This window comes from Allobosea sp. AK1, assembly GCF_006714945.1.
In the GTDB taxonomy this organism is placed as follows: domain Bacteria; phylum Pseudomonadota; class Alphaproteobacteria; order Rhizobiales; family Beijerinckiaceae; genus Allobosea; species Allobosea robiniae.
Genome location: NZ_VFMG01000001.1, coordinates 4949378 through 4971685 on the forward strand (window position 1 = coordinate 4949378; position 22308 = coordinate 4971685).

The window sequence follows — 22308 nt, forward strand, 5'->3', positions numbered from 1 at the left end:
CAGCTCATGCCTTGTTCATTCGCGCTCCAGAGGCTCAACCGGAAGGACTAGAACACCATGGCTCTGCCTGATTTCTCCATGCGCCAGCTCCTTGAGGCCGGCGCCCATTTCGGCCACCAGGCCCACCGCTGGAACCCCAAGATGTCCCCGTACATCTTCGGCGTCCGCAACAACATCCACATCCTCGACCTGTCGCAGTCGGTGCCGATGCTGCACCGTGCCCTCCAGGCCGTGTCGGACACCGTTGCCCGCGGCGGCCGCGTCCTCTTCGTCGGCACCAAGCGCCAGGCGCAGGATGCCATCGCCGATGCCGCCAAGCGCTCGGCCCAGTATTATGTCAACTCCCGCTGGCTCGGCGGCATGCTGACCAACTGGAAGACCATTTCGGCTTCGATCCAGCGCCTGCGCAAGGTCGACGAGCTGCTCAACGGCGGCGGCTCGGGCCTGACCAAGAAGGAGCGCCTGATGCTGTCGCGTGAGCGCGACAAGCTCGAGAAGGCTCTCGGCGGCATCAAGGACATGGGCGGCACGCCGGACATGATCTTCGTGATCGACACCAACAAGGAAGCGCTCGCGATCAAGGAGGCCCAGCGCCTCGGCATCCCGGTCGCCGCGATCGTCGACTCGAATTCGGATCCGGACGGCATCACCTTCCCGGTCCCGGCCAATGACGACGCCGGCCGCGCCATCCAGTTCTATTGCGACCTGATCGCCCGCTCGGCGATCGACGGCATCGGCCGCGCCTCGGGCGACCAAGGCATCGATGTCGGCGCCGCCGAGGCGCCGGTCGTCGAGGAAGCTCTCGAGACCGCTTCCGGCGCCTTCGAGACGCTGACCACCCCGCGCGGCGCTCCGGACGACCTGACCAAGCTCTCGGGCATGGGTCCCGATGCGGTCCAGAAGCTGAACGACGGCGGCATCTACCACTTCTGGCAGATCGCGGCGATGACCCCGGCCGACGTGACCAAGATCGACCATGATCTGAAGCTCGGCGGCAAGATCGAGCGCGAGGGCTGGGTCGCCCAGGCTCGCGAACTCGCCGACGCGTAATTCGGTTTGCCCTTGCGGCGCGTCATCGGCGCGTCGCAATCGAGCCTCTCGTTTGACGCCGGCTTTTGGAGCATCGGCCCGAAAAGTGGCCCGCGGTTTTCGGGCAGAGCCGATGCAAGACCAAAGAGCTAGAGGACGCGCCGACGGCCGGAAACGGAGCGTCGGCGTTTCCCCATGAAGGCGTCCGCATCAATCCGATCCGCGGCCGGTCCCAGGGCCAGTGCCGCACCGACAGCAAGGACAAGACAGATGGCAGCGATCACCGCCGCGATGGTGAAGGAACTCCGCGACAAGACCGGCGCGGGCATGATGGACTGCAAGACCGCCCTTTCGGCGAACGACGGCAACATGGAGGCCGCCGTCGACTGGCTGCGCGCCAAGGGCCTGTCGAAGGCCGCCAAGAAGGCCGGTCGCGTCGCCGCCGAGGGCCTCGTCGCCGTCTCGGTGCAGGGCAATGAAGGCGTCGTCGTCGAGGTCAACTCCGAGACCGACTTCGTCGCGCGCAACCCGGAATTCCAGGCGCTCGCCAAGACCATCGCCGATGTCGCGCTGGAGCGTGGCGGCGACGTCGACGCTCTGCTGGGCCATCATTATCCGGGCGGCGGCTCCGTTCAGGACGCGATCGCCAACGCCATCGCCACCATCGGCGAGAACATGACGCTGCGCCGCGTCGCCGCGCTCAAGGTCTCCTCGGGCCTGACCGGTTCCTATGTCCACGGCGCGATCGCCGATGGTCTCGGCAAGATCGGCGTCATCGTCGCGCTCGAGTCGACCGGCAAGTCGGATGAGCTTGCTGCGCTCGGCCGCCAGCTCGCCATGCATGTCGCGGCGACCAACCCGGTTGCGCTCGACCTCGCTTCGGTCGCCCCGGACGTCCTGGAGCGCGAGAAGGCGATCCTGGCCGAGAAGAACGCCGGCAAGCCCGAGCATGTCCTCGCCAAGATCACCGAGAGCGGCCTGAAGAGCTACGCCAAGGAATACTGCCTGCTCGAGCAGGCCTATATCCATGACGGCTCGAAGTCGGTCGCGCAGGTCCTCAAGGAGATCGAGGGCAAGGTCGGCGCTCCCGTGCAGCTCACCGGCTTCGCCCGCTTCGCGCTCGGCGAGGGCATCGAGAAGGAAGAGCAGGACTTCGCGGCCGAGGTCGCTGCCGCCGGCGGCACCACGGGCTGACAAGCCCTGTGATGAATGACAGAAAGGCCGCGCATCGCGCGGCCTTTTTTGTAGGAAGATAGGGCCGCGTCGAATCGCGGCCGGCCACAACGAGACGGAGAGACATCGATGAGACCCCAACGCGTTCTCGTGAAGCTCTCCGGCGAAGCTCTTGCCGGTCCGGTCGGAAACGGCCTGGACGGCGTCACGCTGACGGCGCTCGCCGCCGACATCGCCCATGCTTCCCGTGAAGGCGTCGAGATCGGCATCGTCGTTGGCGGCGGCAACTTCTTCCGTGGCGTCCAGGGCCTCAACAAGGGGCTCGACCGGACCACGGCCGATTCGATCGGCATGCTCGGCACGGTGATGAACGCGCTCGCCCTGGAGCATTCGATCGAGGCCGCCGGCGCCCCGGCGCGCGCCATGTCGGCGGTGCCGATGCCCTCGCTCTGCGAGAGCTATGCCCGCAAGCGCGCGCTCGATCATCTTAGCAACGGCAAGGTCGTCATCCTCGGCGGCGGCACCGGCAACCCGTATTTCACCACCGACACTGGTGCTGCTTTGCGCGCGGCCGAGCTGGGCTGCAGCCATCTGCTCAAGGCGACGCAGGTCGACGGCGTCTACAGCGCCGATCCGAAGAAGGACCCGGCTGCGACCCGCTACGACACGCTGACCCATGAGGACGCGATCAAGCGCGACCTCAAGGTCATGGATACCGCCGCCTTCGCGCTCGCCCGCGACGCGAGCCTGACCATCGTCGTCTTCTCGATTGCCGAGCCAGGAATGCTGGCCGCCGTCCTGCGCGGCGAGGGCAGGGCGACTTACGTCACGCCTTGAGGCAATCGCCTCAGTAGGTCCGCCAGAGACGGGGCGTCGCCAGTTCGAGGAGATGCCCGTCGGGATCGCGGAAATACAGGCTCGTGCTGCCGCGCTCCCATTGCATCCGCCCTTCCACGGCGATGTCGAGCTGGCCGAGCTTCGCCTCCCAGGCCGCAAGCTCTTCCGCGTCGATCGCGAAGGCGATATGCAGCGGCCCGCTGCCGTCATGCGGCGGGATGGTGCCGCCGGCCGCGCTCTGGGTCTGGAGCGAGGCGCCACGCAGGAACAGCAGCAGCACGTTTGCTCCCCCGACGTCGTAGGCGAAGAGTGTCTTCGTCTTGAGCAGGGGGGCGAGGCCCAGCTTGTCCTCGTAGAAGGCGCGGGCGCGGTCGAGGTCGTCGACATAAAGCGCGGTCTCGATGATGCGGTTGAGGCGAGGCACGGTTTTCTCCACGGTTCCTTGCGGCCGGCGCTGGCCGACGGGCCGGCCGGTCTCTAGGATGAGATGGGCATCCATGAGCCGGGAACCAGCGGGTCGTGCCGCTACCCGGTCATGATCCGCCCGGATCGACGCTTTTCCCTTGCCCAATCCGGGGGAAAATGCTGTTCGAGGATGTAAATCTTGACCCTGCGCGGCCCCGCCGCCATGGTCTCGCCGATTTTGAATTACCTGCAAGGTCCCGATTGAAATGGCCCAGACGACGTTCGACCTCGCCGACATCAAGCGCCGCATGGCCGGTGCGGTGCAGTCCTTCAAGGGCGATCTCGCCTCGCTGCGCTCCGGCCGCGCCTCCGCCAACATGCTCGACCCGATCCAGGTCGAGGCTTATGGCGCCCGCACGCCGCTGAGCCAGCTCGCCACGGTCAGCGTGCCGGAGCCGCGCCTGCTCAGCGTCCAGGTCTGGGACCGCTCGATGGTCCAGGCCGTCGACAAGGCGGTGCGCGAGTCCGATCTCGGCCTCAACCCGCAGACGGAAGGCCAGGTCCTGCGCATCCGCATCCCCGAGCTGAACGAGCAGCGCCGCAAGGAGATGGTCAAGGTCGCGCATAAATATGCCGAGGAAGCCAAGGTCTCCGTGCGCCATGTCCGCCGCGACGGCATCGACGTCGTCAAGAAGCTCGAGAAGGACGGCGACATGACCAAGGACGACGCCGCCCGCAATTCCGATCTGGTCCAGAAGGCGACGGACCAGCATATCGCCGAGATCGACCAGGCTCTGGCGACGAAGGAAAAGGAAATCCTGCACGTCTGATCGTCTGGACGTTCGATCTCCCGCGCGGGGGACCTCCCGCGCTCCTTCGGCCGCAGCCGAGCGAGGCTCATCCGCATGTCATCCGGTCAGCGCGACGCAGGCGTGTCCAACCCGGCTCATGTCGCCATCATCATGGACGGCAACGGACGCTGGGCGCAGATGCGCGGGCTGCCGCGGCAGGAGGGCCATCGCCGTGGGCTGGAGGCGCTGCGCCGCACGGTCCGGAATGCCAGCGATCTCGGCATCCAGGTCCTGACCCTCTACTCCTTCTCGACCGAGAACTGGCGCCGGCCCTATGCGGAAGTCTCCTTCCTGATGGGGTTGCTCAAGCATTTCGTCGAGAAGGATCTCGCAGAACTCTCCGCCGCCAATGTCCGGGTCCGCATCATCGGCAGCCGGGACGATCTCGCAGCCGACCTGCGCCGCCTTGTCGAGCACGCCGAGGCCAGCACGCGCGACAATACCGGTCTCGTGCTGGTGATCGCCTTCAATTACGGCTCCCGCGACGAGATCATGCGTGCGACACGCCGGCTGGCGGCTGAGGTCGCCGCAGGGCGGATCGACCCGGCCGCGATCGACGAGGCTGCGATCGCCGGTCAGCTCGACACCCACGACCTTCCGGATCCCGAGCTGGTCATCCGGACCTCGGGCGAGACCCGCATCTCGAACTTCCTGCTCTGGCAGGCAGCCTATGCCGAGTTCATCTTCGCCCCGGTGATGTGGCCTGATTTCGACCGGGCCGCCTTCGAGGAGGCTCTGGCGCAGTATCGTCAGCGCGAGCGGCGTTTCGGCGGTCTTGCCGCCCCCTCCGACCGCAGCGTAGGCGTAGCGTGAATGAGCCGGGCGCCTCTGCGCCGCGATCCGGCTCCGAGCTGAGGCTCAGGGTCGCTTCGGCGCTGGTCCTGGGCGCGCTGATCCTGCTCGTCACGATCTGGGGCGGCTGGCCGTTCCGGCTGGTCTGGATTTTGGTTGCCGGGCTCGTCGCCTATGAATGGCTCGCGATCATCGGCCGCGGCAATGCGATCCCGGCGGGCATCGCGGTGGTCGCCGCCGGCTTGGCGCTGTCCTTTTCCCCTGCAAGTCCGGCGGCGCTTGCGGGTACGGCCTCGGCCATAGCGCTCCTGGGTGCGCTTGCGACGCCCTTCGTGCGCTCGCGTCTGGCGCTGGAGTTCTGTGGCGTCGCCTATGCGCTGGCCTTCGCGCTGGTCACGCCAGCGCTGCGCGATCTCGCCGGAATAGGCCTCGCCCTGATCCTGTGGAGCTTCGCCGTCGTCTGGCTCACCGATATCGCCGCCTATTTCACCGGCCGAAAGCTCGGTGGCCCGAAGCTGATGCCGGCCGTCAGCCCGAAGAAGACCTGGTCGGGCGCGATCGGCGGCGCCGTGGCCGGAATGATCGGCGGCTACCTCGTCTGGCGATGGATGCCGGCGCTGCAAGGCATGACGGCGGCCGGGCCCGTGGTTGCCGCCTCGTTCGCCGGCTCGGTCGTCAGCCAGGCCGGAGACCTGTTCGAATCCGCCCTGAAACGCCGCTTCGACGCCAAGGATTCGAGCAAGCTCATCCCCGGCCATGGCGGCTTCCTCGATCGGCTCGATGGCTATTGGGCGGTGCTGGTGCTCGCCGGCTTCGCGCTCTTCGCCCTGCACATCAACGTCTGAGACCGATGCCCTTGCGCAGCGTCACGCTTCTGGGAGCGACCGGCTCCGTCGGACGTTCGGTCCGCGACGTCGTCGCCGAGAATCCCGAGCGCCTCTCCATTGCGGTCGTGGTCGGCGGCCGTGATGCCGATGCGCTGGCCCGGGCCGCGATCGAGGTGGGCGCATCCTTTGCCGCGCTCGCCGATGCTGCCGGCGGCGAAGCACTGAAGCAGGCGCTCTCCGGCACGGGCATCGCCAGCGGGGCAGGGCGTTCCGCCGTGCTGGAGGCGGTCGACCGCCCGGCCGATATCGTCGTCAGCGCGATCTCCGGCGCTGCCGGACTGGAGGCGACCTTCGCGGCGCTCCTGCCCGGGCGCACGATCGCGCTCGCCAACAAGGAAAGCCTGGTTTGTGCCGGCGAGGCTGTGATGGCGCGGGCGGCCGAGGTCGGCGCCCGCCTGCTGCCGCTCGATTCCGAGCACAACGCCCTGTTCCAGGTTCTGGGCGGCGAACCCCTCGCTTCGGTCCGCAGCATGACGCTGACGGCCTCCGGCGGCCCGTTCCGGACCTGGAGCATGGAGCGCATCGCTGCGGCGACCCCCGACCAGGCGCTGAAGCACCCGAACTATGCGATGGGCGCCAAGATCACGATCGATTCCGCCAGCATGATGAACAAGGGGCTGGAGCTGATCGAGGCCCGGTTCCTGTTCGATCTGAAACCCGATCAGCTCGATGTGCTCGTCCATCCCCAGCAGATCGTCCACGGCCTCGTGACCTTCCGCGACGGCTCGGTCAGCGCCGGCATGGCGGTGCCGGACATGCGGGTCGCAGCGGCGCATTGCCTCGGCATCGACGGCCGCCTCGACGCGCCGCCTCAGCGCTTCCTCGATCTCGCTCTGGCGGCGCCGCTGAGCTTCGAGCGGCCCGATCTCGTCCGTTTCCCGGCGCTCGGCCTCGCGATCGCCGCTTTGCGCGAGGGCGGCGCCATGCCGGCCGTGCTCAATGCCGCCAACGAAGTCGCCGTCGCGGCCTTCCTGGAGAGGCGGCTTGGCTTCCCCGCTATCGCCGCGCTGGTGGAAGCTGTCTGCGCAGCCTCTCCCGCCGGGTCGGAGGTGCCGCGCGATGTCGCTTCCGCGCTCGCCATTGACCAAGATTCAAGACGGCGGGCTGCCTCGCTCTTGTCGCAAGCGCGGTTCACTGTCACCTAGAGGCTGTTATTGCATCGGACCGAAAAGTGGATTCCACTTTTCGGTCCGATGCAGCACCAATGAGCTAGATCATCGTGATCGCGTCCGATCGCACGCGCGATGATCTAGGACCCCCGGGGGAATAGGTTCATGGAATTCGCAGCGTCTCTCTGGAATGCCGGGCATTTCCTGCTTGGCTATCTGCTGCCGTTCCTGTTCGTCCTGACCACTGTCGTTTTCGTCCATGAACTCGGGCATTTCCTCGTCGGCCGCTGGTGCGGGGTCGACGTCAAGACGTTCTCGATCGGCTTCGGCCGCGAGATCTTCGGGTTCAATGACCGGCATGGCACGCGCTGGCGCTTCGCGCTGATTCCGCTCGGCGGCTACGTCAAGTTCTCGGGCGACGCCGATGCCTCCAGCGCGCCCGACGACGAGGCGGTGAGCCGGATGTCGGCGCAGGAGCGTGCGCGCTCGTTCCCCGCGCAGTCGCTCGGTGAGCGGGCGGCGATCGTCGCCGCCGGCCCGATCGCGAATTTCCTGCTGGCGATCGTGATCTTCGCCGGCTCGACCTTCTTCTTCGGCAAGCAGGTGCTGATCCCGCGCGTCGACGCCGTCGTCGCCGGCAGCGCGGCGGAGCGGGCCGGCCTGAAGGCGGGCGACATCGTGATCGCCATCGACGGCCAGTCGGTCGGCAGCTTCTCCGACATGCAGCGCATCGTCTCGATCCGGCCCGACGAGCGTCTTGAGGTTTCCGTGGAGCGCGACGGCGGCACGCTCACCCTGCCGGTGACGCCGGCGCTGACCGAGATAAAGACCAAGCTCGGCACGCAGCGCATTGGCGTGATCGGCGTCAAGGCGTCGCCGCGTCCCGAGGATTGGAAGACGCAGCGATTCGGATTGGTCGACTCCACCAAGGCCGGCTTCACCGAGACCTGGTTCGTCGTGACGCGGACCTATGACTACGTCGCCAAGCTGGTGACCGGCCGCGAATCCACCGACCAGCTCTCCGGTCCGATTCGGATCGCGCAGGTCTCCGGCATCGTCGCTTCGAGCAGCGGGCTGCTCGGGCTGATCAATCTTGCTGCGATCCTCTCGGTCTCGATCGGCCTGATGAATCTGGTGCCGGTTCCCATGCTCGATGGCGGGCACCTGCTGTTCTATCTCTATGAGGCGCTGCGCGGCCGGCCCTTGAGCCCACGCGCACAGGAAATCGGCTTTCGGGTTGGCCTCGCGCTCGTCCTGATGCTGATGCTGTTCGTGACCTGGAACGACATCGTTCATGTCCGCGGCCTGCTCTGAAATCGGCCCACGGAAGGCGCTTTGCGGCGGAAAAACGGCACGCTGCGTGGCCCGGCGGCAACGAGATTTCTAAAAACGCTTTATTAACGATGATCGCGGTTTGCACCCTGCTGGAAACTTTGTAGAAGCGTTTGAACCGCAATGTCCCCGTGCTGCTGTCGCTAGATGGCGGTCCCCGTTTGGGGTGGTGACCAGAGAGATGGAATAGGCGACCCGATGACGTCGACCCAACAGAGCCGGACGACCAAGACGCGGCTCTCTCGATCGATCGGACTTTCGGCTTTGATGCTGGCCGTGAGTGGTGGTGTGGCTTTCGCGCAGGCCGTGGTCGTCCACGGTAACCGCCGCGTCGATGCGGAGACGATCCGCTCCTACGCGGTCGGCCGTGAAAACCCGCAGGAAATCCGCGAGAGCCTGCTGGCGACCGGCCTGTTCAGCAGCGTCCAGGTCAACCGCCGCGGTTCGCAGATCGTCGTTGCGGTTCAGGAGCAGGGCGGTACGGCCAACCGGGTCGCCTTCGAAGGTAACCGCAAGCTGAAGGGCGAGCAGCTCGCGCAGATCGTGCAGTCGCGTGCCGGCGGTCCGGTCAGCCAGGCGCTGATGAATTCCGATATCGAGCGCCTGCGCGAAGCCTACAAGCGGGCGGGCTACGGGCTGTCTTCGGTCAGCGCGCGCGTCGCTCCTCTGCCGAACGGCCGCCAGGATATCGTCTTCACCATCAACGAGAGCGGCAAGACCGGCATCAAGTCGATCAACTTCAGCGGCAACCAGGCCTATTCCGGCGGGCGCCTGCGCGGGTTGATGACGTCGACGGAATCGAATTTCCTGAGCTGGATCAAGACCTCCGACGTCTATGATCCCGATCGGATCAATTCCGACATGGATCTCATTCGCCGCTTCTACCTGAAGAACGGCTACGCCGACTTCCAGATCGTCAACAGCGGCGCCCGCTTCGACGAGGCGGCCGGCGGCTGGGTCATCGACATCCAGGTCGAGGAAGGCCAGCAATATCAGGTCGGCAACGTTACGGTCGATTCCTCGCTGCGCGATGTCGATGCGGCTGCCTTGCAGCGCTATGTCGCGACCTCCACGGGCGATACCTACAACGCCGAGGCGGTCGAGAAGTCGCTGGTTGCGCTGACCACGGAAGTGGCCCGCCGCGGCCATGCCTTCGCCCAGGTTCGTCCGCGCGGCGACCGTGACGCTGCAGGCCGCCAGATCGGCATCACCTATGTCGTCGACGAGGGCCCGCGCGTCTATGTCGAGCGCATCAACGTGCGCGGCAACACCCGGACCCGCGACTATGTGGTTCGCCGCGAGCTCGATCTCGGCGAGGGCGATGCCTACAACAAGGTCATGGTCGACCGCGCCGAGCGTCGCCTGAACAATCTCGGCTTCTTCAACAAGGTCCGCATCACCAACGAGCCGGGCTCGGCGCCGGATCGCGTGGTCGTCAATATCGACGTCGAGGACAAGGCGACCGGTTCGTTCTCCGTCGCCGGTGGTTACTCGACCTCGGACGGCGTCATCGGCGAGGTCTCGCTGTCGGAATCGAACTTCCTCGGCCGCGGCCAGTTCGTCCGCATCGCCGGCACGCTCGGCGAGAGGACGCAGGGTGTCGATTTCTCGTTCACCGAGCCTTATTTCCTCGGCTATCGCGTGGCGGCCGGTATCGATCTGTTCTCGAAGTTCAACGACAACTACAACACCGGCCGTTTCGAAAGCCGCGTGACCGGTGGGCAGGTTCGCTTCACCTTCCCGATCACGGAAGAGTTCTCGATCACGCCGCGGTACTCGATCTACCAGACCGAGATTACCATCCCGAACGAGTTCAGCCGTCCCTATAACGACTGCACCTTCCCGATCCCGGGCGTCACGCCGACCGGTGGCGCCAGCGCGCCCCTGAACTGCGTGACCAACGGCGAAGCGACGGTGGCGGTCAAGGAGGCCCAGGGCTCGACCCTGACCTCTCTCGTCGGCCTGAACTTCAACTACAACTCGCTCGACAGCGTGCAGAACCCGCGCAACGGCTTCTCGGCCGAGCTGAAGCCGGAATTCGCCGGCCTCGGCGGCGACTCGAAGTTCCTGCGTATCTCGGCTGATGCTCGTTACTACCGCGAGATCTTCGACGACGTCGTCGGCTTCCTGCGCGTCCAGGGCGGTCACGTCCAGGCGACCAGCGGCAACCTGCGCATGGTCGATCACTACTTCCTCGGCCCGTCGCTGGTGCGTGGTTTCGCGCCGTCCGGCATCGGCCCGCGCGACGTGCTGAACGACCCGACGGCGAACGCGGTCGGTGGAACCACCTATTTCGGCGGTACGGTCGAGGTGCAGTTCCCGATCTTCGGCCTGCCGCGTGACCTTGGCCTGCGCGGCGCGGTCTTCGCCGATGCCGGCACGCTGTTCAACTATGACGGCGGCTCGAAGTCGGTGGCTTTCGCTTGCCCGGCCGGCTCGGAGGCGCGTCAGTACAATGTCGTGACCGGCGGTGCCCAGTCGAGCATCGGCTGTATCCGCGACAAGAACATGCTGCGTTCGTCGGTCGGCGTGAGCCTGCTCTGGCAGTCGCCGCTCGGACCGATCCGGTTCGATTACGCCTACGCCCTGACCAAGGACGAAGGCCAGATCGGGCTGAACCCGCAGACCGGCCTTGTCGGCAAGTACGGCGGCGACCGCCTCCAGGCCTTCCGCTTCTCGGGCGGCACCCGCTTCTGACGTAGGCGGGCTTGAGCATCGACCGGGAAGTGGCTCCACTTCCCGGGAAGAAATCGGTGCGATAACAACGACATGGATCGCCATTCTCGCGTCCCGTGGGATGCGCGGCGATCCCGCTCCGGACCGGATCATGGCAGAGCCAGTTTTCTTTCCGTTCGCGACCTCGCTGGACTTCGGCGAGGTCGCAAGCATTTCAGGCGGCACCTTGCCGGAGGGCGTGGAGTCGACCCGCAGGATCGACGGCATCGCCGCCCTCGAAACGGCTGGTCCGGCCGATCTCGCCTATATGGACAATCCGAAATACACGGATGCCCTGGCGGCAACCAAGGCGGGCCTGTGCATCGTCTCGCCGCGTTTCGCCGATCGTGTGCCGGCGGGAACGGTGACCCTGGTGTCGCCGGCGCCGTATCACGCCTTCGCGAAGATCATGGCGCGCTGCTTTCCGAGCGCACTGAAGCCTGAATCGATCTTCGCCTCGCAGGGCGTCGCGCCGGGTGCCATCGTCCATGCCACGGCCGTCCTCGAGGCGGGCGTCACCGTCGATCCCGGCGCGGTCATCGGCCCTGGGGCCGAGATCGGGGCAGGGACCGTCGTCGCCTCGCATGCGGTCATCGGCCCGCAGGTCCGGATCGGGCGCAACTGCTCGATCGGGGCGGGCAGTACGATCCAGGCGTCCCTGATCGGCAACCGGGTCATTATCCACCCCGGCGCGCGGATCGGGCAGGACGGTTTCGGCTTCGCGATGAGCCCCAAGGGGCACATGAAGGTGCCGCAGATCGGCCGCGTCATCATTCAGGACGATGTCGAGATCGGTGCCAACAGCACGATCGACCGTGGCGCCAGCCGCGACACGGTGATCGGCGAAGGCACCAAGATCGATAACCTCGTCCAGATCGGCCATAACTGCGTCATCGGCCGTCATTGCGTGATCTGCGCCCAGACCGGCCTTGCAGGTTCTTCCACGCTCGAGGATTTCGTGGTGCTTGGCGGCCAGGTCGGGCTCGCCGGTCATCTCACCATCGGCGTCGGCGCACAGATCGCGGCGCAGAGCGGTGTCGCCGGCGATGTTCCACGCGGCGCGCGCTATGGCGGATATCCCGCCCAGCCCGCGCTCGGTTGGGCGCGCGAGACCGCGTTGCTCAAGACGCTGGTGGCCAATCGCGGCAAGAAGCCGGGCGCATCGCAGGGTTGAGCCAGGCGTTTCGCCGTCCGATGGGGGGCTTTCTGCTCCCGATGCCAAGAATTTTGTTGCCGAACCCGCTCCGTTTCCGGCAAAGCGGCGGAAGGCTTTGAAATCGTGGCGGGTTGCAGGAACGTTGCCTGCTCCCGGCCACTGACGTGAATACAAGGCGCTGCCCGGCGACGGCACGCGGGAGAAGACAGACCATGAGCGAGGCGACGACGGCACTGGGTGTGATCGACATCCAGAAGATCATGGCCAGCATCCCCCACCGTTATCCGTTTCTGCTGGTCGATCGCGTCGTCGAGATCGATGGCGATACGTCCGGCGTCGGGATCAAGAACGTCACGGTCAACGAACCCCAGTTCACCGGCCACTTCCCGGAACGGCCGGTGTTTCCGGGCGTGCTGATGATCGAGGCGATGGCCCAGACGGCCGGCGTCCTGGTCGTGAATGCCCGCGAGGTCGGTGCGCAGGAGGTCAAGTCCGTCCTCTTCACCACGATCGACAAGGCGAAGTTCCGCAAGCCTGTCACGCCTGGCGACCAGATCCGCTTCCACCTCACCAAGCTCGCCCGCAAGCGCAACATCTTCTTCTATCGCGGCGAGGCCCGCGTCGACGGGGTGCTCGTGGCCGAAGCCGAGATTTCGGCGATGGTCGTTTGAGCGGCGCGGCGGTTCAGGATCAGGGCAGCGTCTCGATGAGCGTCTCCATTCATCCCATGTCGCTGGTCGACCCGAAGGCGCAGCTCGGCGCGGGCGTGACGATCGGCCCGTTCTGCCAGGTCGGCCCCGATGTCGTGCTCGGCGAGGGCGTCGAGCTCGTCAGCCATGCGGTCGTGGCCGGCCGGACCACGATCGGCCCGCGCACACGAATCTTCCCCTTCGCGTCGATCGGCCACCCGCCGCAGGACGTGAAGTATCGTGGCGAGCCCTCGACACTGACGATCGGGGCGGATTGCCAGATCCGCGAGGGGGTCACCATGAACCCCGGCACGGAAGGCGGCGGCATGATCACCAGCGTTGGTGATCGCTGCTTTTTCCTGGCCAATTCGCATGTCGGCCATGACAGCCGTCTCGGCAACAACATCATCTTCTCGAACAATGTGATGTGCGCCGGCCATGTCACGATCGGGAATTTCGTCATTGTCGGCGGCGGTGCCGGCCTGCAGCAGTTCATCCGTATCGGCGACCATGCCTTCATCGGCGGCGGAGCCGGCGTGCTGAGCGATGTCATTCCGTTCGGGACCATTCGTGACAACCCCGCGCATCTGGTCGGGCTCAATCTCATCGGCCTCAAGCGGCGCGGCTTCACGCGCGAGCAGATCCACGAGCTGCGCCGTGCCTATCGGCTGCTCTTCGCGGCCGAGGGGACCTTGACCGAGCGTGTCGAGGATGTCGCGGCCGAGTTCAGCGAGGACCCTCTGGTCCATGAGATCCTGAATTTCATCAGGGAAGGCGGCGACAAGGCGCTCTGCACGCCGCGGGACGCCACCGTCGCGGAGCGGTGAACACCGACCGTCCGGCCGATGCAGCCGCCCCGCGCGGCCCGCTCGCGATGATCGTGGGGAGCGGCGACTATCCGCTCCAGCTCGCCCGCATCGTAACGGACAAGGGCGAGCGCCCCTATATCGCGGCGCTGGATGGGGCGGCCGATCCCGCCGCTTTCGGTGACGGCGCGGATATCAGGACATATCGCTTGGGCCAACTCGGCAGCCTGCTCGAAGAGCTGCGCCGGCGCAGCATCGCCGATATCGTGATGCTGGGCGCCCTGCCGCGGCCGAGCTTCGGCTCGTTGCGCCCCGAGGTCTCGACGCTGAAATACATGCCGCATTTCGCCAAGGCCTTTCTGGGCGGTGATGATCATCTGCTGCGCGGCGTCGTCCGCTTCTTCGAGATGCAGGGCTTTTGCGTCCACGGGCCGGCCGAGATAGCCCCCGAGATGACGGCGCCACGCGGGGCACTTGGCCGCCGGCAGGCCTCTGCGGAACAGCGCGCCGAGCTTGAACGCGGCTTCGCATTGCTGGCGGCGCTGTCTCCCTTCGACGTCGGGCAGGCGGCCATCCTGGCCGATCATCGTGTCGTCGCGATCGAGGCTGCCGAAGGCACGGATGCGATGATCCGGCGGGTCGCCGATCTCGTCGCGCGCGGGCGCCTCAAGATCGGCAAGGGCGACGGCTTCCTCGTGAAGGTTCCGAAGACGGGGCAGGACCTGCGCGTCGATATGCCTGCCATCGGGCCGGATACCCTGCGCAACATTGCCGAGGCCGGGCTCTCCGGCATCGGTGTCCGGGCCGGCGAGGTCCTAGTCGGCGACCGTGCTGCGCTCGGCCGGCAGGCAGACGATCTCGGCCTTTTCGTCGAGGGCTTTGCCTGATGCGGCCGTTCCGCTTGGGCGTCATCGCCGGCGAGGCGTCGGGCGATGCCCTGGCCCTGCGCTTCCTCGCCGCGCTGCGCGAGCGATTGGGTGATCGCCCGATCGAGCTTTGCGGCGTCGGCGACCACGGCCTGCCCGAGGCCGGGCTCAGGCCGCTCTTTCCCCAGGCCGATATCGCGGTGATGGGCTTCGGCCCGGTGATCGCGCGCCTGCCCTTGCTGCTGCGGCGGATGGAGGATGCGGCACGCGGCATCGCCGCTTTCGAGCCCGATCTGCTGCTGACGATCGATAGCCCGGATTTCTGCCTGCGCGTCGCGAAGAAGGTGAGGGCGCGGGCGCCTTCCATCCCGATCGTGCACTGGGTCTGCCCCAGCGTCTGGGCCTGGCGTTCCGGCCGCGCAAGGCGGATGGCGCCGCATGTCGATCGCATCCTTGCCCTGCTGCCCTTCGAGCCCGCTGCGCTCGCCCGCTTGCACGGCCCCGAGACGATCTATGTCGGCCACCCGCTGATGGAGCGGCTCGACGAGATGCGCCCGGATGCGGATGAGCAGCGTCGTCGCGACGACGCGGGGCGGCCGCTGGTGCTCGTCCTTCCCGGCAGCCGGCGTTCCGAGATCCACCATCTGATGCCGGTCTTCGGCGAGGCGGTGGCGAAGGTCGCGGCAGTTGTGCCCGGTGCCCGCTTCGCCTTGCCGGCCGTGCCGCGGCTTCAGGCGATGATCGCCGAAGCGGCAGCGCGCTGGCCGGTCGGACCCGAGATCGTGACTGGCGACGCGGCGAAGCTGGCGGCATTCCGCGGGGCCCGCGCGGCGCTGGCGGCATCCGGAACGGTGACGCTGGAGCTTGCCTTGTCGCAGATCCCGACGGTCGCAGCCTATCGCGGGGCGAATTGGGAGGCGTTTCTGGCGCGCCGCCTCGTCAAGCTGCCGAGCGTGATCCTGCCCAACCTGATCCTCGGCCGCAGCATCGTTCCAGAATTCATTCAGGAGGAGGCGACGGCGGAGGCGCTGAGCAGCCATCTCCTCGCCGCCCTGGCCGAGGGCGACAAGCGCCAGGAACAGCTCGACGGCTTCATCGAGGTCGAGACCATCATGCGCTCGGCCGGGCCGAGCCCTGCGGCGAACGCGGTCGCGGCGGCGCTGGCACTCCTGCCGTCCGAACAGGCGGGCTGACAGAAGCGCGCACGGCGCCTTCTGTCACGGTCGGGCTTGTCCCGACCATCCACGCCTTCATCCAGTCTATCCGGCGTTCAAGACGTGGATGCCCGCCACAAGGGCGAGCATGACGGCGTTGGAACGACTGCGCGGCTCCCTGGCAATCAGCGGCCCCGGGGCGATCACGGCCAATTCACCACGAAAAAAGGCGCGAGGCTTTCGCCGCGCGCCTTTCCGGATAGCCGATATCTCTGCGATCAGCGGCGGCCGATCGGCGGGTAATCACGCTGTGCCGAGCCGGTATAGAGCTGGCGCGGGCGGCCGATCTTCTGGGACGGGTCCTCGATCATTTCCTTCCACTGCGCGATCCAGCCGACCGTGCGGGCAACCGCGAAGAGCACCGTGAACATCGAGGTCGGGAAGCCCATCGCCTTGAGGGTGATGCCCGAATAGAAGTCGATATTCGGGTAGAGCTTCTTCTCGATGAAATACTCGTCGGAGAGCGCGATGCGCTCCAGCTCGACCGCGACGTCGAGCAGCGGGTCGTCCTTGATGCCGAGCTCGTTCAGCACCTCATGCGTGGTCTTCTGCATGATCTTGGCGCGCGGATCGTAGTTCTTGTAGACCCGGTGGCCGAAGCCCATCAGGCGGAACGGATCGTTCTTGTCCTTCGCCTTGGCGATGTATTTCGGGATGTTGTCGACCGAGCCGATCTCCTCGAGCATCTTGAGCGCGGCTTCGTTGGCGCCGCCATGGGCGGGCCCCCACAGGCAGGCCGTGCCGGCCGCGATGCAGGCGAAGGGATTGGCGCCCGAGGAACCGGCGAGGCGCACCGTCGAGGTCGAGGCGTTCTGCTCATGGTCGGCGTGCAGGATGAAGATGCGGTCGAGCGCGCGCGACAGCACCGGGTTGACCTTGTATTCCTCGGCCGGCACCGCGAAGCACATCCGCAGGAAGTTCGAGGTGTAGTCCAGCGAGTTCAGCGGATACACGAAGGGCTGGCCGATCGTGTACTTGTAGGCCATCGCGGCGAGCGTCGGCACCTTCGCGATCATGCGCATCGAAGCGATCATGCGCTGATGCGGGTCCGAGATGTCGGTCGAGTCGTGATAGAACGCCGACATCGCGCCGATCGAGGCGACCATCACCGCCATCGGGTGGGCGTCGCGGCGGAAGCCCTGGAAGAAGCGGGCCATCTGCTCGTGCACCATGGTGTGGCGCGTGATGCGATAGTCGAAATCGGCCTTCTGGGCGGCCGTCGGCAGCTCGCCCTCGAGCAGCAGGTAGCAGGTCTCGAGGAAGTCGCCGTGCTCGGCGAGCTGCTCGATCGGGTAGCCGCGATAGAGCAGCACGCCCTTGTCGCCGTCGATATAGGTGATCTGCGACTCGCAGCTCGCCGTCGAGGTGAAGCCGGGATCGTAGGTGAACATGCCCGTCTGGGCGTAAAGCTTGGCGATGTCGATGACGGCGGGGCCGACCGACCCCTCCTTGATCGCCATGTCGACGGTCTTGTCGCCGACCTGGAGCTGGCTCGTATTTCCGCTCATCGATACCGATCCTTTCAAGGCTCGCTGCTGTTCAGCCCCGGTTTCGCCTCTCCGCGCTTGCGCGCCGGGCATCTCTCATCCGAAGGCCGCGATATGACGAACACATGTCGGAAGGAGAAGGGAGAAGTCGGTCCATGTGACTGATTTACAAGCAATATTCGTGCCTCGCCACGTTGCCGCGGTGCAATGCACATGCGCGTCACTAGACCATTTGCGCAGCGCATTCAACCGAGCCAAAAGGCGGTTGGAACCGCGCTGGGCTCATATCTGCGCGAGCATCAGTGCCGTCGCCTTTCGCAAGGCGGCGGTCGGTCCATGGGATCGGGAGTTGGCAGGCTTTTCGGGCAGGCCAAAACCTGGATCGGAGCCGTTCAAGCCGTCTGGTCGGCGAGCCGCGCCAGCGTCTCTTCACGACCCAGAACGGCCATGACGTCGAAGAGGCCCGGCGACATCGCCCGGCCGGTCAGCGCTGCGCGCAGCGGCTGCGCGGCCTGGCCGAGCTTGAGCCCGCTTTCCTCGACATAGGCGCGCACCGCCGCTTCGAGCGGCGCAGGCGTCCAGTCGCCGACGGCCGCGAGCTTCTCCGCGATCTTCGGCAGGCGCTGGCGCGCGGCTTCGTCGAGCAGGCCCTTGGCCTTGTCGTCGAGCTGCAGCGGGCGCTGGGCATAGAGATAGAAGGCGCTGTCGAGCAGTTCGATCAGCGTCTTGGCGCGCTCCTTGAGGCCGGGCATGGCGGCGAGGAATTTGGCCTCCAGCTCGGGCGAGAGCGTCGGCCCAAGTCCACGCGCCGGTCCGATCTCCGGCAGGATGACCTTGAGCGCAGCGAGCAGCTCCACATCATCGGACTGGCGCATGTAGAGCCCGTTGAGGTTCTCCAGCTTGGCGTAGTCGAAGCGTGCCGGCGAGCGGCCGATCGAGGAGAGATTGAAGGCGTCGATCATCTCCTGCGTCGAGAAGACCTCCTGGTCGCCATGGCTCCAGCCCAGCCGCACCAGATAGTTGCGCAGAGCCGCCGGCAGATAGCCCATCGAGCGATAGGCATCGATGCCGAGCGCGCCATGCCGCTTGGAGAGCTTGGCGCCATCCGAGCCGTGGATCAGCGGGATATGCGACATGCTCGGCACGTCCCAGCCCAGCGCCTCGTAGATCTGGGTCTGGCGGGCGGCATTGGTCAGGTGGTCGTCGCCGCGGATGATATGGGTGACGCCCATGTCGTGGTCGTCGACGACGACGGCGAGCATATAGGTCGGCGTGCCGTCCGAGCGCAGCAGCACGAGGTCGTCGAGATTCTCGTTCTGCCAGACGACGCGGCCCTGGACCTCGTCATTGACCACGGTCTCGCCGGTCTGCGGCGCCTTGAGGCGGATCACCGGCTTTGCGCCTTCCGGCGCCGTCGCCGGGTCGCGGTCGCGCCAGCGCCCGTCATAGCGCAGCGGCTTGCCCTCGGCGCGTGCCTTCTCGCGCATCTCCTCGAGCTCGGCCTGGGTCGCATAGCAGTGATAGGCCTTGCCGGCGGCAAGCATCTGCTCGGCGACCTCGCGATGCCGCGCCACGCGCTGGAACTGGTAGACGGTCTGCCCGTCCCAATCGAGGCCGAGCCATTCCAGCCCGTCGAGAATCGCGGCGATCGCCGCGTCAGTCGAGCGTTCCCGGTCGGTATCCTCGATGCGCAGCAGCATCTTGCCGCCTTGCCGGCGCGAATAGAGCCAGTTGAACAGCGCGGTCCGGGCTCCGCCGATATGCAGGAAACCGGTGGGCGAGGGCGCAAAGCGCGTGACGACGGCGTTGCTCATGGGAGGAAACTCCGGCCGGGCGGCGTGGGCCGTCCGGGGCAAGACAGGGGATGGCGCAGGTTGAGACATGACAACCGGCGCGCGCCCTGTAACATGGCTTGGCCGGAAACGTTAAGCGGTCAAATCGCAGCGCCGGCAGGGGAGGCGGGCGATGCAGCCGGCGCCGCCGGGGCAGGGGCAATCGGGAAGCCGGCGCGGCGCGCGCGCCGATGCCTTGCCGGCTCGCCTCCATGTCCCGGCCTCGCTGGCAGCAGGTCTCCGCGCCCTGCTTCGGCAGCTTTGGCTTCAGCTCCGGCAAGGCTTCGCGCTGGAGGCCGAAAGACGGCGCCCCTTCCTCTGGCTGCCGATCGCGATGGGCGTCGGCATCCTGCTCTATTTCGCAGCCGATCGTGAGCCGGCACTCTGGGCGCCGCTGCTCGGCCTGACCCTGAGCGCTGCACTGGCCTTCGCCCTGCGCCTGCGCCGCTTCGCCGCGATGGCCTGCCTCGCCGCGGCCGCAGCTTTCGCCGGATTCGCCGCCGGGGTCTGGCGTACGGCCGATATTGCGGCGCCGATGCTGGAGCGGCCGCGCATCGGCAAGCTCTCCGGCTTCGTCGAGAGCGTCGAGGCCCGCGACAAGGGCGCGCGGCTCGTGCTGCTGGTGACGGAGATCGCCAATGTGCCGGCTGACCAGCGTCCGAAGCGCGTCCGCGTCAATATTCGGCAAGGCTCCGTGGCACCGGGCGACCATATCATTGCCACGGCGCGCCTGCTGCCGCCGCCCGGACCGGCGCGGGCCGGCGGCTATGATTTCGGCCGTGATGCCTTCTTCCGCGGGATCGGCGCCGTCGGCAGCATCTCCGGCAAGATCGCGCTCGCGCCCGCGCCCCATCCGATGCCGACGCGCCTTGCGATCGATGTGATGATCGACCGCGCCCGCAACGCGCTGACGAAGCGCATCGCCGAGGTCGGAGGCGGGCAGGGCGGGGCGGTCGCCGCGGCGCTCGTCACCGGCAAGCGCGGCCTGATCACCGAAGCGACGAACAACGACCTGCGCGCTGCCGGCATCTATCACATCGTCTCCATCTCGGGCCTGCACATGGTGCTCGCCGCCGGCACGATCTTCTGGCTGGTCCGGGCGCTGCTGGTCCTGTCGCAGACGGTGGCGCTGCACTGGCCGGTCAAGAAGATCGCGGCGGCAGCGGCGATGCTCGGCGCGACCGCCTATTGCATCTTTTCCGGGGGCGATGTCGCGACCGAGCGCTCGCTGATCATGACGCTGGTCATGCTCGGCGCGATCCTCGTCGATCGCGCCGCGCTCAGCATGCGCAATCTTGCGCTGGCCGCCATGATCGTGCTGCTGCGCGAGCCGGAGGCCTTGCTCGGGCCGAGCTTCCAGATGTCCTTCGGTGCGGTCGCGGCGCTGATCGCCTTCGCGGAACGCTGGGAAGGGCGAAGCCGCACCGAGCCGCCGCGCGTGTTGCCCTGGCCGCTCGGAGCCGTTTGGACGGCGGCGCTCGGCATCCTCGTCACCACCATGCTGGCCACCGCCGCGACGGCGCCCTTCGGAGCCTATCACTTCCAGACCTTCAATCCCTTCGGCCTGCTCGGCAACGCCATGGCGCTGCCCTTCGTCTCGCTCTTCGTCATGCCGGCGGCGGTGTTCGGCGTGCTCGCCTATCCGTTCGGGCTGGACTGGCCGGCCTGGGCCTTGATGGGGCTCGCCTCCGACGTCGTCCTCAAGGTGGCGCATTGGGTCGCGGCCATCGACCATTCCACCGTGACGGTGGCGGCTTTCGGCTCAGGCGTGCTCGCCTGCTTTGCGATGGCGCTGCTCTGGCTGACACTCTGGACCACGGCCTGGCGCTGGCTTGCGGCCCTGCCGCTGATCCTCGGCGTCGCGATTGCCGGCAAGCCGGAGCGGCCGGAGATCCTGATCGAGCGCGACGGCTCCGGGCTGGCGGTGCGCGGTCCCGATGGCCGCCTCGCCATCGCCGGCAAGCCCAGCCGCTTCGTCCTGCAGCAATGGCTCGCCGCCGATGGCGACAGCCGCTCGCCCGACGATCCCAGCTTGCGCGCCGGCATCGCCTGCGACCGGCTGGCATGCGTTGCGCAGACCGCCGACAAGCGCACGATCTCCTATACGCGCGAGCGACTCGCCATCATCGAGGATTGCCAGCGCGCCGACCTCGTCGTGACCGCCATCCCCTGGGGCGGCACCTGCAAGGCCAGGCTGGTCGAGCGCATGACGCTATCGCGCGACGGCGCGACCTCGCTCTACCGGACGGCGTCGGGATGGAGCAGCCATATCGCGGAGCAGTCCGGCAGCGAGCGGCCTTGGAGCCGCCGGCGCGAGCGGCGCCTGACGGAGCCAGGCACGCGTCCCACCAATCAGTCGGTCACCGCACAGCCCGCACCGGCCGCCGACAACGAAGCCGAGGCCGACACCGAACGCCTTCAGTAGCGCCGCATCAGATTGACCAGCCGGCCCTGGATCTTGACCCGGTCAGGGCCGAGCACACGGGTCTCGTAGGCCGGGTTCGCCGCTTCGAGCGCGATCGAGGAGCCGCGCTTGCGCAGGCGCTTCAGCGTCGCTTCCTCGTCATCGATCAACGCCACGACGATGTCGCCGGTATTGGCCGTGTCCTGCCTGCGGATGACGACGGTGTCGCCGTCGAGAATGCCGGCCTCGACCATCGAATCGCCGCGCACTTCCAGCGCGTAATGCTCGCCGGAGCCGAGCATGTCCGGCGGCAGCGAGACGGTGTGGCTGCGGCTCTGGATCGCCGAGATCGGCGTGCCCGCCGCGATGCGGCCCATCACCGGGATGGCGATGGAATGCCGGCTGTCGTCCTCGGCAGGGCGCGGCTTGGCCATGCTGGGCTGTGAGCCCAGGCCGCCCTGGACGATGGCCGGGCTGAAGCGCGGACGCGCCTGAGGCGCGCCGAGCCCGTCCGGCATCTTGATGACTTCGAGCGCACGCGCCCGGTTCGGCAGGCGGCGGATGAAGCCGCGCTCCTCCAGGGCCATGATCAGGCGGTGAATGCCGGATTTCGAGCGCAGGTCGAGCGCATCCTTCATCTCGTCGAAGGAGGGCGGCACGCCACTCTCGCGCAAGCGTTCCTGGATGAAGCGCAGGAGTTCATGTTGCTTGCGTGTCAGCATGG

Annotated in this window: 19 protein-coding genes; 15 read left to right on the plus strand and 4 right to left on the minus strand. The window is 67.1% G+C overall.

What is annotated here, in order from left to right; all coding sequences use genetic code 11:
* The first annotated feature begins 57 nt into the window (after positions 1-57).
* From FHT98_RS23600 to pyrH, 3 genes are all read left to right on the plus strand, one after another.
* Positions 58-1050, plus strand: coding sequence for a 30S ribosomal protein S2 (locus FHT98_RS23600; protein ID WP_142115482.1), 993 nt, complete (start codon positions 58-60; stop codon positions 1048-1050).
* Positions 1051-1299: 249 nt separating this feature from the next.
* On the plus strand, positions 1300-2223 hold the full coding sequence (tsf, locus tag FHT98_RS23605) for a translation elongation factor Ts (RefSeq protein WP_142115483.1): 924 nt from the start codon (positions 1300-1302) through the stop codon (positions 2221-2223).
* 108 nt (positions 2224-2331) lie between these two features.
* Entirely contained in the window at positions 2332-3039 is a 708-nt protein-coding gene (gene pyrH / locus FHT98_RS23610; protein ID WP_061968066.1) for a UMP kinase, read from the plus strand.
* 10 nt (positions 3040-3049) lie between these two features.
* Here the strand turns inward: pyrH and FHT98_RS23615 are convergent, their stop codons facing one another.
* The gene (locus FHT98_RS23615; RefSeq protein ID WP_113585067.1) at positions 3050-3463 is read right to left on the minus strand and encodes a VOC family protein; all 414 of its coding nucleotides are present in this window, start codon (positions 3461-3463) and stop codon (positions 3050-3052) included.
* Positions 3464-3710: 247 nt separating this feature from the next.
* Here FHT98_RS23615 and frr point away from each other — a divergent pair, with 247 nt between their 5' ends.
* The 11 genes from frr to lpxB all read left to right on the plus strand — a co-directional run bounded on the left by frr (position 3711) and on the right by lpxB (position 15840).
* Positions 3711-4274, plus strand: coding sequence for a ribosome recycling factor (frr, locus tag FHT98_RS23620; RefSeq protein WP_061968065.1), 564 nt, complete (start codon positions 3711-3713; stop codon positions 4272-4274).
* 75 nt (positions 4275-4349) lie between these two features.
* Positions 4350-5108, plus strand: coding sequence for an isoprenyl transferase (locus FHT98_RS23625; RefSeq protein WP_142115484.1), 759 nt, complete (start codon positions 4350-4352; stop codon positions 5106-5108).
* Positions 5105-5932 carry a phosphatidate cytidylyltransferase gene (locus FHT98_RS23630; RefSeq protein ID WP_142115485.1) on the plus strand — a complete coding sequence of 276 codons (828 nt, stop codon included), beginning with the start codon at positions 5105-5107 and terminating at the stop codon, positions 5930-5932. The genes FHT98_RS23625 and FHT98_RS23630 overlap by 4 nt, the downstream gene beginning before the upstream one ends.
* A 5-nt stretch (positions 5933-5937) precedes the next feature.
* The gene (dxr, locus tag FHT98_RS23635) at positions 5938-7119 is read left to right on the plus strand and encodes a 1-deoxy-D-xylulose-5-phosphate reductoisomerase (protein ID WP_142115486.1); all 1182 of its coding nucleotides are present in this window, start codon (positions 5938-5940) and stop codon (positions 7117-7119) included.
* A gap of 129 nt (positions 7120-7248) precedes the next feature.
* Complete coding sequence (rseP, locus tag FHT98_RS23640; RefSeq protein WP_091859141.1) at positions 7249-8397, plus strand: RIP metalloprotease RseP; 1149 nt, start codon at positions 7249-7251, stop codon at positions 8395-8397.
* A gap of 216 nt (positions 8398-8613) precedes the next feature.
* Positions 8614-11112: an outer membrane protein assembly factor BamA gene (gene bamA / locus FHT98_RS23645; protein WP_091859144.1), complete on the plus strand. Its 2499-nt coding sequence runs from the start codon at positions 8614-8616 to the stop codon at positions 11110-11112.
* A gap of 130 nt (positions 11113-11242) precedes the next feature.
* Positions 11243-12304: a UDP-3-O-(3-hydroxymyristoyl)glucosamine N-acyltransferase gene (gene lpxD / locus FHT98_RS23650; RefSeq protein ID WP_142115487.1), complete on the plus strand. Its 1062-nt coding sequence runs from the start codon at positions 11243-11245 to the stop codon at positions 12302-12304.
* Between the two features lie 194 nt (positions 12305-12498).
* Complete coding sequence (gene fabZ, locus FHT98_RS23655; RefSeq protein ID WP_061968054.1) at positions 12499-12957, plus strand: 3-hydroxyacyl-ACP dehydratase FabZ; 459 nt, start codon at positions 12499-12501, stop codon at positions 12955-12957.
* Positions 12958-12992: 35 nt separating this feature from the next.
* Positions 12993-13802: an acyl-ACP--UDP-N-acetylglucosamine O-acyltransferase gene (gene lpxA / locus FHT98_RS23660; protein ID WP_142115488.1), complete on the plus strand. Its 810-nt coding sequence runs from the start codon at positions 12993-12995 to the stop codon at positions 13800-13802.
* Positions 13799-14668 (plus strand): LpxI family protein, encoded by an 870-nt coding sequence (locus FHT98_RS23665; RefSeq protein ID WP_142115489.1) that lies wholly within the window; start codon positions 13799-13801, stop codon positions 14666-14668. Before lpxA ends, FHT98_RS23665 begins: the two co-directional genes overlap by 4 nt.
* The gene (lpxB, locus tag FHT98_RS23670; protein ID WP_142115490.1) at positions 14668-15840 is read left to right on the plus strand and encodes a lipid-A-disaccharide synthase; all 1173 of its coding nucleotides are present in this window, start codon (positions 14668-14670) and stop codon (positions 15838-15840) included. The genes FHT98_RS23665 and lpxB overlap by 1 nt, the downstream gene beginning before the upstream one ends.
* Before the next feature lie 239 nt (positions 15841-16079).
* Here the strand turns inward: lpxB and gltA are convergent, their stop codons facing one another.
* The gene (gltA, locus tag FHT98_RS23675) at positions 16080-17369 is read right to left on the minus strand and encodes a citrate synthase (RefSeq protein ID WP_061968050.1); all 1290 of its coding nucleotides are present in this window, start codon (positions 17367-17369) and stop codon (positions 16080-16082) included.
* A gap of 371 nt (positions 17370-17740) precedes the next feature.
* On the minus strand, positions 17741-19162 hold the full coding sequence (gltX, locus tag FHT98_RS23680) for a glutamate--tRNA ligase (protein WP_061968048.1): 1422 nt from the start codon (positions 19160-19162) through the stop codon (positions 17741-17743).
* Between the two features lie 151 nt (positions 19163-19313).
* Here gltX and FHT98_RS23685 point away from each other — a divergent pair, with 151 nt between their 5' ends.
* Positions 19314-21605 carry a ComEC/Rec2 family competence protein gene (locus FHT98_RS23685; RefSeq protein WP_142115491.1) on the plus strand — a complete coding sequence of 764 codons (2292 nt, stop codon included), beginning with the start codon at positions 19314-19316 and terminating at the stop codon, positions 21603-21605.
* Here FHT98_RS23685 and lexA read toward each other — a convergent pair.
* Positions 21599-22306, minus strand: coding sequence for a transcriptional repressor LexA (gene lexA / locus FHT98_RS23690; RefSeq protein WP_142115492.1), 708 nt, complete (start codon positions 22304-22306; stop codon positions 21599-21601). The two genes, FHT98_RS23685 and lexA, sit on opposite strands and share 7 nt — an antisense overlap.
* Positions 22307-22308: the final 2 nt, after the last annotated feature.